Origin of the sequence: Streptomyces sp. NK15101, assembly GCF_020400725.1 — a bacterium.
GTDB lineage: Bacteria > Actinomycetota > Actinomycetes > Streptomycetales > Streptomycetaceae > Streptomyces.
Window position 1 is genome coordinate 38889 of the sequence record NZ_JAINVG010000025.1, and the last position, 12115, is coordinate 51003.

The 12115-nt window shown below is 71.1% G+C and carries 12 protein-coding genes and 1 other RNA gene; 2 read left to right on the forward strand and 11 right to left on the reverse strand.

Annotated elements, in window-relative coordinates; all coding sequences use genetic code 11:
• Positions 1-77: 77 nt before the first annotated feature.
• A complete protein-coding gene (locus K7G60_RS15960; protein WP_225801567.1) occupies positions 78-1433 on the reverse strand; it encodes a NarK/NasA family nitrate transporter in 1356 nt (451 codons plus the stop codon).
• 97 nt (positions 1434-1530) lie between these two features.
• Positions 1531-2601 (reverse strand): LysR family transcriptional regulator, encoded by a 1071-nt coding sequence (locus tag K7G60_RS15965; RefSeq protein ID WP_225801568.1) that lies wholly within the window; start codon positions 2599-2601, stop codon positions 1531-1533.
• Positions 2602-2684: 83 nt separating this feature from the next.
• Between K7G60_RS15965 and K7G60_RS15970 the strand changes: the two genes are divergently transcribed.
• On the forward strand, positions 2685-3953 hold the full coding sequence (locus tag K7G60_RS15970) for an MFS transporter (protein ID WP_225801569.1): 1269 nt from the start codon (positions 2685-2687) through the stop codon (positions 3951-3953).
• On the opposite strand, the gene K7G60_RS15975 is transcribed toward K7G60_RS15970, so the two are convergent.
• The 6 genes from K7G60_RS15975 to ftsE all read right to left on the reverse strand — a co-directional run bounded on the left by K7G60_RS15975 (position 3950) and on the right by ftsE (position 9123).
• On the reverse strand, positions 3950-5032 hold the full coding sequence (locus K7G60_RS15975) for a hypothetical protein (protein ID WP_225801570.1): 1083 nt from the start codon (positions 5030-5032) through the stop codon (positions 3950-3952). The genes K7G60_RS15970 and K7G60_RS15975 overlap by 4 nt on opposite strands.
• Positions 5033-5174: 142 nt before the next feature.
• Positions 5175-5568: a transfer-messenger RNA gene (gene ssrA, locus K7G60_RS15980) on the reverse strand.
• Between the two features lie 102 nt (positions 5569-5670).
• Complete coding sequence (gene smpB, locus K7G60_RS15985; protein WP_225801571.1) at positions 5671-6210, reverse strand: SsrA-binding protein SmpB; 540 nt, start codon at positions 6208-6210, stop codon at positions 5671-5673.
• An 18-nt stretch (positions 6211-6228) separates the two neighbouring features.
• The gene (locus K7G60_RS15990; protein ID WP_225801572.1) at positions 6229-7416 is read right to left on the reverse strand and encodes a S41 family peptidase; all 1188 of its coding nucleotides are present in this window, start codon (positions 7414-7416) and stop codon (positions 6229-6231) included.
• Between the two features lie 78 nt (positions 7417-7494).
• A complete protein-coding gene (ftsX, locus tag K7G60_RS15995) occupies positions 7495-8412 on the reverse strand; it encodes a permease-like cell division protein FtsX (RefSeq protein ID WP_225801573.1) in 918 nt (305 codons plus the stop codon).
• A 21-nt stretch (positions 8413-8433) separates the two neighbouring features.
• Entirely contained in the window at positions 8434-9123 is a 690-nt protein-coding gene (ftsE, locus tag K7G60_RS16000) for a cell division ATP-binding protein FtsE (RefSeq protein WP_030692056.1), read from the reverse strand.
• A gap of 233 nt (positions 9124-9356) precedes the next feature.
• Here ftsE and K7G60_RS16005 point away from each other — a divergent pair, with 233 nt between their 5' ends.
• A complete protein-coding gene (locus K7G60_RS16005; RefSeq protein WP_030692057.1) occupies positions 9357-9539 on the forward strand; it encodes a hypothetical protein in 183 nt (60 codons plus the stop codon).
• Between the two features lie 83 nt (positions 9540-9622).
• Here the strand turns inward: K7G60_RS16005 and K7G60_RS16010 are convergent, their stop codons facing one another.
• From K7G60_RS16010 to prfB, 3 genes are all read right to left on the reverse strand, one after another.
• Positions 9623-9952 carry an LPXTG cell wall anchor domain-containing protein gene (locus K7G60_RS16010; RefSeq protein WP_225801574.1) on the reverse strand — a complete coding sequence of 110 codons (330 nt, stop codon included), beginning with the start codon at positions 9950-9952 and terminating at the stop codon, positions 9623-9625.
• Positions 9949-10413: a hypothetical protein gene (locus K7G60_RS16015; protein ID WP_225801575.1), complete on the reverse strand. Its 465-nt coding sequence runs from the start codon at positions 10411-10413 to the stop codon at positions 9949-9951. Before K7G60_RS16015 ends, K7G60_RS16010 begins: the two co-directional genes overlap by 4 nt.
• A gap of 583 nt (positions 10414-10996) precedes the next feature.
• The gene (gene prfB / locus K7G60_RS16020) at positions 10997-12100 is read right to left on the reverse strand and encodes a peptide chain release factor 2 (RefSeq protein ID WP_225801576.1); all 1104 of its coding nucleotides are present in this window, start codon (positions 12098-12100) and stop codon (positions 10997-10999) included.
• Positions 12101-12115: the final 15 nt, after the last annotated feature.

Here is a 12115-nt window from a genome sequence, read left to right on the forward strand (position 1 = left end):
GAGCCTGACGGGGGCGCGTGTCGGTCTGGGTTCGCCCGTATTTCCTGGTCGTTACGGTACGCGCCGGGCATCGGGGGTCACACCCGCGCGTAGCCGGGCCGGGGCTCGGGCTCCGTGACCGCCTCGGCCGTCTCGGGGACGGTGACGGGGGTCCGAAGGTATACCGCCCAGGTGACGACCATGCAGGCCGCGTAGAAGGCGAGGAAGGAGACGAAGGCGGCGGTGCCGGTGCCGGCGGTCTGGAAGGACTGGCGGAAGGCGAGGTTGATGCCGAGGCCCCCGACCCCGCCGACCGCGCCGATGAGGCCCATGGAGGCGCCGGAGAGCCGTCGTCCGTAGGACTCGGCGGCCTCGCCCGTGAGGCCCTTGCGGTGGCCCTGGGCGAGGAAGATCGCCGGGATCATCTTGAACGTGGAGCCGTTGCCGAGGCCGCTGAGGACGAAGAGGCCGATGAAGCCGACGAGGAAGACGGCGAGGGACTCGATGACGGAGGCGTAGATCACGACGCCGGTCGCGACGGCCATCGCGGCGAAGGTCCCCAGGGTGATGCGGGCGCCGCCGTACCGGTCGGCGAGGGAGCCGCCGACGGGCCGGATGAGCGAGCCGAGCAGCGGGCCGACGAAGGTGAGCGAGGCGGCCTGGAGCGGGGTGCGGCCGAACTGGGTCTGCAGGACGAGGCCGAAGGCGAAGCTGTAGCCGATGAAGGAGCCGAAGGTGCCGACGTAGAGGAAGGCCATGATCCAGGTGTGGCGGGCCGTGGCGGCTTCCTTGAACGCTCCGGTGTCGTTCTTCACGGGGGCGAGGTTGTCCATGAAGAGCGCGGAGCAGACGGCGGCGACGACGATCAGCGGCAGGTAGACGCCGAGCACGATCCTCGGGTGCATCGCTCCCGCGGTGCCGATGACGAGGAGGCCGACGAGTTGGACGACGGGGACGCCGATGTTTCCGCCGCCCGCGTTGAGGCCGAGGGCCCAGCCTTTCTTCCGCAGCGGGAAGAAGGCGTTGATGTTGGTCATCGAGGAGGCGAAGTTGCCGCCGCCGACGCCGGTGAGGGCGGCGACGAGGACGAAGGTGGTGTACGAGGTGCCGGGGTGCATCACCGCGAAGGCGAGGCCGGTGGGCAGCAGGAGCAGCAGGGCGCTGAAGATCGTCCAGTTGCGGCCGCCGAAGCGGGCGACGACGAAGGTGTACGGAATGCGGATCAGCGCGCCGACGAGGGTGGCGGTGCCGATGAGGAAGAACTTGCCGGCCGGGTCGACCCCGTATTCGGGGCCCATGAAGAGGACCATGACCGACCAGAGGCTCCAGACCGAGAAGCCGATGTGCTCGGAGAGGACGGAGAAGAGCAGGTTCCGTCGCGCGATCCGCTCTCCCTTCTCGCGCCAGAAGGTCTCGTCCTCCGGTTCCCAGCGTTCGATCCAGCGGCCACCCATCTCGCACCTCCACGGAGTCGGATCCCTGATGCGACCGACGGTAGGAAGGGCGCGTTTCAGGCCGGTGCCGTGAGGTGACGGTGGCGGAACCTTGCTCTCACCCGGCGCGCGGCCCTTCTGTGAGCGCCCCCGGCGCGGGCGGCCCCGGTTCTCCTGGGGGCGCCCCCGGCGCGGGCACCGCCGGTTCCCCTGCGGGCGCCCCCGGCGCGGGCAGTCCCGGCTCCCCCTCCGGCAGCCAGGCGCCGGGCGGCCGGGTGAGCCATCCCTTCCGGGCGCCCAGCTCCGCCGCCGCCCGGCGCAGGGCGTCCAGGCCGGGGTGGCGGAGCCCCTTGCGCCACACCAGGCTCACGGGCGAGAGGGGGACGGGGTCGACGAGGGGCCGGATGACGCAGTCCGGCATGGGCGGGAAGTCGAGGACGGCGAGGACCGGGTTGCGGTGCTTGGCCATGAGCCGGCGGAACTCCTCGTGACCGATCGCCAGCGGCGCGGGCGGGGCGACCTCGATGCCCCGGCCGGCGAAGAGGCGGGCGGCGAGGTCGGTCCACTCGGAGGTGCGGTCGTTTCCGGCCCCGGCGTAGATCCGCTCCCCGGCGAGCCGGGCGAGCGGCACCTCGGGCAGGCCGGCGAGGGGGTGGTCGTCGGGGAGGACGACGGCCATCGGCTCGTACCGGACGAACTGGGAGTCGAGGCGCGCCCTGAGCCGGGCGTCGAGTCCTCCGTACCGGCCGAAGGAGGCGTCGATCCGGCCGGCGAGGATCTCCCGTGCGGCGCCGGTGAGTCCGCTCTCGTAGCGGGCCATCAGCTCCTGCTCGGGGGCGAGTTCGCGGGCCAGGCGCAGGACGTCCTCGGGGGCGAGGCCGGGGCTGTTGAGGTCGACGAGGAGCGGCCGGGGCGTGGCGCGGAAGGCGTCGCTCAGCTCGTCGTGGGCGGCCAACACCCGGCGGGCGTACGGGAGGAGGCGCTCGCCGTCGGCGGTGAGGGCGACCTGCCGGGTGGTCCGCACGAAGAGTTCGGCGCCCAACTCCCGCTCCAGGCGCCGGATGTCGCGGCTGAGCGCCTGCTGGGCGAGGTAGAGGCGGGCGGCGGCGCGGGTGAAGTGCAGCTCTTCGGCGACGGCGGTGAAGGCGCGCAGAAGGCGGGGGTCGATGTCGTAGGAGGAGGTCGCCACCGCCGCATTCAACAACACAGGTGCGTGAATCGCCACCGAGAAGGTGTTGGACCGGCCGGGCCCCGCCGACCGAGCCTTGTCCCATGCCGCAACCGGACCTCACCCTCACTCCGGCGGGCCCCGCCCTCGCCCCCCGCTACCGATCTGCCGCCACGAGGCCCGTCGCCGTTCCCGCGAGGCCCGCCGGCCCCTACCTCCGTCTCTTCTCCCACCCCGGAACCCGCGCCTTCACCGCGGGCAACCTGATCGCCCGGCTGCCCATGGGCATGTTCGGCGTCAGCGCCGTGATCATGATCGCCGCGGCGTACGGCTCCTACGCCCTGGCCGGTGCGGTCACCGCCACCAACCTCGCCGTCGGCTCCGTCACCGGCCCGCTGATCGCGCGGCTCGTCGACCGGTACGGCCAGGCCAGGATCGCGGTCCCGGCCACCGCCTACGCGGTCCTGGGCCATCTGGTGCTGCTGCTCTGCGTCCACGAGCGGGCCCCCGTCTGGGCGCTCTTCCTCACGACCGCCGTCACCGCCACCTCCCCGAACACGGGCGGCATGTCCCGGGCCCGCTGGGCGCACCTCCTCCGCGACGACCCGGACGCGCTGCACACCGCCAACGCCTTCGAGCAGGCCGCCGACGAGCTCTGCTTCATGCTCGGCCCGGTGCTGGCCACCGTCCTGTGCTCGGCGCTCTTCCCCGAGGCCGGCACGCTCACCGCGGGCCTCCTCTTCCTCTCCGGCGTCCTGCTCTTCGCCGCCCAGCGCTCCACCGAGCCCCCGGTCGCCCCGCGCACGACGGCGGGCTCCCCGCTGCGCGCCCCCGGCATGGTGCCGCTGCTCGCGGTCTTCCTCGCCACGGGCGCGGTCTTCGGCTCGATGGAGGTGGTCGCCCTGGCGTACGTGGACGGGCCCGTGGCGGGACCGATCCTCGCCCTCCAGGCCGCGGGCTCCGGTGCGGCCGGCCTCCTCTACGGCCGCGCCCGCCGCACCGCCCGGCTGCGCACCTGTCTGGCGGCGATGACCGTCCTGATGACGATGCCGCTGCTCGCCGCCTCGACGGGTTCGCTGCTCGCCCTGGCCGGCGGCCTCCTCGTGGCGGGCATGGCGACGGCCCCGACGATGCTGACGGGCATGGGCCTGATCCAGCGCCTCGCCCCCGCGGCGCAGCTCAACGAGGGCATGGCCCTGGCCGTGACCGCCCTCCTGGCGGGCGTCGCGGCGGGCTCGGCCGGCGGCGGCTGGGCCGCCGACCACGCGCCCTTCGGGTCCTTCGGCTTCCTGATGCCGGTGACGGCGGCGGCGGTGGCCCTGGCCCTGTGCACGGCGACCGGGGCGGGCCGCCGCGCACAGGGCACCCCCTAGCTCTGCCGCAGCGGCGGCATCGGCACCTGCACCCCGTACGCGGTGGCGCCGGCCCCGGCGCCACCCTCGCAGCCGTCGGGCTCCTGGGTGCCGAGGCCGCGCGTGGACGGCTTCTCGGCGGCCCAGAACATGTAGCCGAGCAGCCCCGGGGTGGTTCCGGCCCCGTGCGGCGCCGCGTTCCGCACCCAGTCGCCGGTCTCCTTCTGGAGCGAGTTCGCGAAGTCGGTGCACTCGGGCAGCGGGCTGCGGCCGTACGCGAGGTACAGCCCGGCGGTGAACTTGGCGGGGGCGAGCGGGGCGACCGGCGGCGAGAACTGGGACTTGCCGTCGATGTGCTCCTGCCAGTTCGCGATGTGCGAGCTCGCGGAGGTGGGCCGGGCGGTCACCATCGCGTTGGCGTAGTCGAGCACGGGGGCGTCGGTGCGCAGCCAGTCGGCGGTGGCCTTGCGGTTGATGTCGATGAGCCAGCGGTCTCCGGCGGCGGTGTCGATGGTGAGCCGCGCGGCCGGGCTCGTACCGGAGGCGTCGTAGGGGTGGACGGACCGGTAGGCGTCGATGAAGGCCTGGAGCCCGGTGAGGTCCGGGTCGGTGTTCTGCTCGTAGTCGATCTCGATGCCGACGCCGAGGTCGGCGGCGACGGCGGCGGCGTTGAGCCCCAGCCGGCCGGCGTCCTCCGCGAGGGCCGCGTCCCACTCGTCGGTGTACGTGATCCCGCCGATGGACAGCATCACGCGGATCCCGCGCGAGGTGAAGTACTGGACGATCTCGCGGCTCATGCCGACGGGGACGCCGTTCGCGGTGGTCGCGTCGGTGGTGCGGTGCAGCAGCTTGAGCGGCTCGACGAAGCTGAGGACGACCAGGTTGACCGAGGGCCGTCCGTCGCCGCGGTCGATCAGCCAGTGGTTCTTGGCGTCGAACTCGGCGGGGTCGCGGACGGTGGACCAGGTGCAGTAGTCGTCCCCGCAGTGCCAGGCGCCGTAGACCTGCACGGGTGCGGGCGCGGCGGCTCCGGCGGGCAGGGTGGCGGGGACGAGGAGGGCGAGGAGCATGAGCAGGACCGCGAGGGGTCTGTGACGCATACGTGCCTCCGGAGTGCCGTGGTGTGGGGGCGGCGACCGCAGGGTGTCAGGTCCAGACCAAGCCCACAAGAGGGCCTGCCGACGGCATGACAAAGGCCCGGCGGCCGCTCGCGCGACCACCGGGCCCGTGCCCACATGGGATGAGTGGAGATGGCGGGAATCGAACCCGCGTCCAACGGTGCAGAATCAGGGCTTCTCCGTGTGCAGTCTGGTACGAGTTTCTCAGCCCTCCGGATCACCCAGACAAGTCCGGAACGGGCTCAGTCACTGTTTGATTTCCCTCCAACCCCCGTGACCGGGGCTGGAGGTTTAGATCCCTGAATGACGCCAGGATCCGGGTCGGGACCACCCCCGGGCTGACGCTCCTCACAGAGGCTTCTGCTCGTTACCTAGAATTAGGCAGCGAGGGCGAAGCGGGAGTTATCGCTCTTGGTGTTGGCGATTATTGGTTGCGACATATGGTTTACGAGATCATTGCCGCTTCCTCGACACGCTTCCCACTGCTTCGACATCCGCTGTCGAAACCGATCATCCCCATGTTGTTTTTTCAAAAGACGCACCCTCCGTGGGGTGCAGCACCCATGGTACGTGACCGACGGGTGCGGTTGCCAGCGCATTAACCGCGGAAGGCCGGGGCGCTAGGCGCTCTCCGTCGCCCGCTGCCTCCGCCGCGCCGCCGCGATCGCCCGGTTCGTCTCGCGCGTGTCCTGCTTCTCCCGCAGGGTCTGGCGCTTGTCGTACTCCTTCTTGCCCTTGGCCAGCGCGATCTCGCACTTCACCCGGCCGTTCAGGAAGTACAGCGAGAGGGGCACGATCGTGTGACCCGTCTCCTGCGACTTCGACTCCAGCTTGTCGATCTCGGCCCGGTGCAGCAGCAGCTTCCGCTTCCGCTTCGCGTGGTGGTTGGTCCAGCTGCCCTGCATGTACTCGGGCACGTGGATGTTGTGCAGCCACGCCTCGTGGCCGTCGATCTGGACGAAGCCGTCGACCAGCGAGGCCCGCCCCATGCGCAGCGACTTCACCTCGGTGCCCATGAGCACCACACCGCACTCGTAGGTGTCGATGATGTGGTAGTCGTGCCGCGCCTTCTTGTTCTGCGCGATGAGCTTGCGCTCAGGCGCCTTGTCCGATGCCTTCTTCGCAGGCTTGCCCTGCACGTTCACGAGTCCCTTTGCCATAGTGCGGCCATTTTCGCACTACGAGCCCCCTCCGAGGCCACTCAATACCGTTCTCGCCCGCACCTCGGCCCCCTCCTCCGCCGCCAGGTCCGGAGTGATGCCGCGGCCGTCGACGGCGTGCCCGGCGGGGGTGCGGTAGTGGCCGACGGTCAGCTCGGCGACGGAGCCGTCGGGCAGCGTGCTCGGCATCTGGACCGACCCCTTGCCGAAGGTCCGCGAACCGACGGTCACCGCCCGGCCCCGGTCCTGCAGCGCCCCGGTGAGCAGCTCGGCCGCGCTCATCGTGCCCCCGTCGATCAGCGCCACCAGGGGCCTGCCGGTGTCGCCGCCGCCCTCCGCGTACACGGCCCGCTGCTCGCCCTCCACGTCGTACGTGGCGACGAGCCCGCCGTCGAGGAAGGCGGAGGCGGCGACGGCGGCCTCCGTGACCAGGCCGCCCGAGTTGCCGCGCAGGTCCAGGAGGACCCCGGCGCCGGCCGGGGCGGCCCGCACCGCGTCCCGCACGCGCGTGCCCGCGCCCTTGGTGAAGGCGGCGACCCGGATCAGTACGGCTCCGTCGTCGAGGCGGCGGACGGTGACCGGGTCCGTCGCGAGCCGGGCCCGGCGCAGGGTCTGCGTCCAGGCGGCCCGACCGCGCTCGACCCGCAGGACGACGGCCGAGCCGGGAACGCCGTCACCGCGCAGCAGGGAGACCACCTCGGAGACGGAGAGCCCGTCGACCGGGCGCCCGTCGACGGAGACGAGCCGGTCGTCGACCCGCAGCCCGGCCCGGTCGGCGGGACCGCCGGCCCGGACCCGGGTCACCCGCACCCCGCTCGCCCCGGACCGCCCGGCGGAGAGGCCGACCCCCGTGTAGGCGCCGTCGAGGGCCTGCTCGAACTCGGCGTACTCCTTCTTGTCGTACACCGCGCCCCAGCGGTCCCCGCTGCGGCTGACGAACTCCTCGGCGGCCTTCTTGCCCGACTTCCCGTCCGCCATGGCCGCGGCGGCGGCCCGCGCGAGAGCGGCCCTGTCGACGGTCGCGCCGCCCGCGGCCGGCCCCCCGTCCCCACCGGACGCACCCGCCGCCTTCACCGCGGGCTCCTGCCGGGGCAGCGAGCCGGTGGCGGCCGCGGTGGCGAGGACGCCGGCGAAGACCAACGTCAGAACGGCCCCACGGAGCACTCCGCGGGGCCGGATACAGAGTTCGTCGGTGCCGGCCGGCATGTCGCCCACTCTAGGACAAGGCGATGGCGCCGCACGGGCTTTGGCCGTACGACGCCATCCACCGTCAGGGGTGACTTCTCACACCTTGAGGTACTTGCGCAGCGCGATGAACGCGGCCACGGCGGGCATCAGGAGCCCGATGGCGATCACCAGCGGCAGCTTGGCGAGAACGGCGTCCCAGCCGATGAAGTTGACGAGCTGCATCTTCTCGGCGAGCGCGATGCCGTGGTCGATCAGGAAGTACCGGCCGACGAGCAGCAGCACGCAGGCGACGGCACCGCCGAGGAGTCCGGCGAAGGCGGCCTCCATGATGAACGGCATCTGGATGTAGAAGCTGGACGCGCCGACGAGCCGCATGATGCCGGTCTCGCGGCGGCGGCTGAAGGCCGAGACGCGGACCGTGTTGACGATCAGCATCAGCGCGATGACCAGCATCAGGCCCATGACGCCGAGGGCGGCGATGTTCATGCCGTTCATCAGGTCGAAGAGGTTCTGCAGGATGTTCCGCTGGTCCTGGACCGACTCGACGCCGTCCCGGCCGGCGAAGGCCGTGGCGACGACCTTGTACTTCTCCGGGTCCTTGAGCTTGACCCGGAACGACTCCTGCATCTGGTCCGGCGTCACCACGGAGGCGATGGCGGTGTCGCCGTACTGCTCCTTGTAGTGCTTGAACGCCTCGTCGGCCGACTCGTGCTGGACGGACTCGACGATGTCCATCTTCTTCAGGTCGGCCTCGATCTGCTCCTTCTGCTGGCCGGTGACCGCGCCCTTGGCGCACTTGGCCGCCGTGGCCGCGTCCGCCTTGTTGCAGAGGAAGATGGAGACGTTGACCTTGTCGTACCAGTAGTCCTTCATCGTGCTGACCTGCTCGCGCATGAGCAGCGCGCCGCCGAAGAGGGCGAGCGAGAGGGCCACGGAGACGATGACGGCGAAGGTCATCGTGAGATTGCGCCGGAGACCGACACCGATCTCGGAGAGCACGAACTGAGCGCGCATGGTGTTCTGGTTCCCCCGCCGTCAGTGCTGGTATCCGTAGACGCCGCGCGCCTGGTCGCGGACGAGACGGCCCTTTTCGAGCTCGATGACGCGCTTGCGCATCTGGTCGACGATGTTCTGGTCGTGGGTCGCCATGACGACGGTGGTCCCTGTCCTGTTGATCCGGTCGAGCAGCTTCATGATGCCGACGGAGGTCTGCGGGTCGAGGTTGCCGGTGGGCTCGTCGGCGATCAGCAGCATCGGCCGGTTGACGAAGGCCCGGGCGATGGCGACGCGCTGCTGCTCACCACCGGAGAGCTCGCCCGGCATCCGGTCCTCCTTGCCGCCGAGTCCGACCAGGTCGAGCACCTGCGGCACGGCCTTGCGGATCTCGCCGCGCGGCTTGCCGATGACCTCCTGGGCGAAGGCCACGTTCTCGGCGACGGTCTTGTTGGGCAGCAGGCGGAAGTCCTGGAAGACGGTGCCGAGTTGACGCCGCATCTGCGGCACCTTCCAGTTGGAGAGCCGGGCCAGGTCCTTGCCGAGGACGTGCACCTGGCCCTGGCTGGCACGCTCCTCGCGCAGGAGCAGTCGCAGGAAAGTCGACTTTCCGGAGCCGGAGGAACCGACGAGGAAGACGAACTCGCCCTTCTCGATCTCCAGGGAGACGTCCCGGAGCGCGGGGCGGCTCTGCTTCGGATAGGACTTGGAGACGTTGTCGAATCGGATCACGGATGCACCACGGTCGGCCGGGAGTAGGTGTGCGTGACCTTACGCGACCTGGGATGGCCCGCGCAGTCGCGGTCCTGGCTTGCGCCTTTTATCCTTTTTGCCCCTTCGGGTGGAAGCCGGGCAATCCGGCGGGGCGCGCCGAAACGCCGCGGAGCTGGCACAGTGGTAGGGGAACGTCCGGACCCCCTCGGGCGTTGTCCCGGTGTGTACCCAGTGCGGGAGGAGGAGAGCGCATGACCTACGACCGACTGGTGTGCGCCAACTGCGCGGCCCCGGTCGCCGAGGGCCGCTGTCCCGTCTGCCGCGCGAACCGGGAGCGCCTGACCCCTCAGGGACTGTCCCCCGCGATGCTGCTGACGTTGGCGATCGCCCTGCTCGCGGCGATCGCGCTGCTCGCGGCCGTCCAGACGGTGTAGACCCGAGCCGGATGCACGAGAAGGGCCGGGGAGCGGTTCGCTCCCCGGCCCTTCGTCGTGCGTCACGCGTCCGGGCGGATGCCTCAGACGGCGGCGCGGCCACCGCCGACGAGACGCGGCAGCATGCGGAAGCCGATGCCGCCGGCGATCATGGTCGCGGCACCGATGACCAGGAACGAGGTCTCGGCCGCACCGGTCTCGGCGAGCTCCTCCTTGGCCTCACCCTGCTGCACCGGCTGCGAGCCGCCCTGGTTGGGGTCGGTGTTGTTCGGGGTGTCCACGCACTCGGCGCCGTCGAGGTCGACGGTGCAGGTGCCGGCGCCACCGTCGGTGGACGAACCGCCACCGGTGGTGGAGGTGGAGCCGCCGCTGGTGGAGGACGAACCGCCGTCGGTGGACGAGCCGCCGGTCACGGTGGAGGAACCACCGTTGGACGACGAACCACCGTTGGAGGACGAACCACCGTTGGACGACGAACCACCATCGGCGGCGGCACCACCGTCGGCGGCCGCACCGCCGTCAGCGGCAGCGCCACCGTCGGCAGCGGCACCACCGTCGGCAGCAGCACCGCCGTCAGCGGCAGCGCCACCGTCGGCAGCGGCACCACCGTCGGCAGCAGCACCGCCGTCAGCGGCCGCACCACCATCGGCAGCGGCACCGCCGTCAGCGGCCGCACCACCATCGGCAGCAGCGCCACCGTCAGCGGCAGCGCCACCATCGGCAGCAGCGCCACCGTCAGCGGCCGCACCACCATCGGCAGCGGCACCACCGTCAGCGGCCGCACCACCATCGGCAGCGGCACCGCCATCGGCGGCCGCACCACCATCGGCAGCAGCGCCACCATCGGCGGCCGCACCACCATCAGCAGCGGCACCGCCGGCGATGCCGCCGCCGATGATGCCGTTGCCCTCTTCCTCGCCTTCCTGGATGCCGATGCTCACGTCCAGGGTCTGGCCGGAGTCGGTTCCGAACCCGCCGACGGCCTGCGCGGCACCGGCCGCGGTCAGGGACGCACCGGCGACGATCACGGCACTGGCCGCGACCCGCACCAGGCGGACTCGCGTCTTGTTGGTCATCTGGCTGCTACCCCCAGTAGCTCATCTCGTCATGGGGCAGCGCTCGGGCCCCGCGCAGCAGGGGCGGTGTCACCACTGGACCGGCCCCCGTTCACACGCGTCCCAGAAAAGCGCATGCCAGTACGCCACCCTTCCGAGTTTCCGATGAAGCGTCAAGGTCGTTGCGCGTGCGATGCCCGAAAGATCACCAGGTGACCGACATGCGACGATGCAACTGTGACGTAAACCCTGAACTCCGGGCCCGGCGAAGGCAGTTCCCTTGTCGACAAAGCTCCCCGACGGCCGTGCCGCCGCTTGCGTCAGCGAATACGCGGGGGGCCGCGGAACGGCACCGGGCCCCGCACCGAGAGGTGCGGGGCCCGGACGGGTACCACGGAGAAGTTACTTGTCCTGCTGCTTGCGCCAGCGGATGCCGGCCTCCAGGAAGCCGTCGATCTCGCCGTCCAGGACGGACTGCGGGTTGCCGACCTCGAACTCCGTTCGGAGGTCCTTGACCATCTGGTACGGGTGCAGCACGTACGAACGCATCTGGTTGCCCCAGGAGCTGCCGCTGTCCTTGAGGGCGTCCATCTTGGCGCGCTCCTCCTGGCGCTGGCGCTCCAGGAGCTTGGCCTGGAGGACGTTCATGGCGCTCGCCTTGTTCTGGATCTGGGAGCGCTCGTTCTGGCAGGAGACGACGATGCCGGTCGGGAGGTGCGTGATGCGCACGGCCGAGTCGGTCGTGTTGACGCCCTGGCCGCCGGGGCCCGAGGCGCGGTACACGTCGACGCGCAGGTCCGACTCCTCGATCTCCACGTGGTCCGAGGACTCGACGACCGGGAGGACCTCGACGCCGGCGAAGGAGGTCTGGCGGCGGCCCTGGTTGTCGAAGGGCGAGATGCGGACGAGCCGGTGGGTGCCCTGCTCGACGGAGAGCGTGCCGTAGGCGTACGGGGCCTTGACCACGAAGGTGGTGGACTTGATGCCCGCCTCTTCCGCGTACGAGGTCTCGTAGATCTCCGTCGAATAGCCGTGGCGCTCCGCCCAGCGCAGGTACATGCGCTGGAGGCGCTCGGCGAAGTCGGAGGCGTCGACGCCGCCGGCCTCGGCCCGGATGTTCACCAGGGCCTCGCGCTCGTCGTACTCGCCGGAGAGGAGGGTGCGGACCTCCATCTCGTCGAGGGCCTTGCGGACGGAGCCCAGCTCCGCCTCGGCCTCGGCGAGGGTGTCCGGGTCGTCCATCTCCTCGGCGAGCTCGAAGAGCACCGCCAGGTCGTCGATCCGGCCGCGCAGGGTCTCGGCCTTGCGGACCTCGGCCTGGAGGTGCGAAAGCTTGCTCGTGATCTTCTGCGCCGCCTCCGGGTCGTCCCACAGGGACGGGGCCGCGGCCTGCTCTTCGAGCACGGCGATGTCGGCCCTCAGCTTCTCGAGGTCCAGGACGGCCTCGATCGACCCCATGGTCGAGGAGAGGGACTTCAGCTCTTCGGATACATCGACGACTGCCACGCGTCCAGCGTAACG

Excerpts from the sequence above, each read along its gene's own strand:
- K7G60_RS15960 (WP_225801567.1), bottom strand. The coding sequence starts at position 1,433 with ATGGGTGGCCGCTGGATCGAACGCTGGGAACCGGAGGACGAGACCTTC.
- K7G60_RS15970 (WP_225801569.1), top strand. The coding sequence starts at position 2,685 with ATGCCGCAACCGGACCTCACCCTCACTCCGGCGGGCCCCGCCCTCGCC.
- K7G60_RS15975 (WP_225801570.1), bottom strand. The coding sequence starts at position 5,032 with ATGCGTCACAGACCCCTCGCGGTCCTGCTCATGCTCCTCGCCCTCCTC.
- smpB (WP_225801571.1), bottom strand. The coding sequence starts at position 6,210 with ATGGCAAAGGGACTCGTGAACGTGCAGGGCAAGCCTGCGAAGAAGGCA.
- K7G60_RS15990 (WP_225801572.1), bottom strand. The coding sequence starts at position 7,416 with ATGCCGGCCGGCACCGACGAACTCTGTATCCGGCCCCGCGGAGTGCTC.
- ftsX (WP_225801573.1), bottom strand. The coding sequence starts at position 8,412 with ATGCGCGCTCAGTTCGTGCTCTCCGAGATCGGTGTCGGTCTCCGGCGC.
- K7G60_RS16005 (WP_030692057.1), top strand. The coding sequence starts at position 9,357 with ATGACCTACGACCGACTGGTGTGCGCCAACTGCGCGGCCCCGGTCGCC.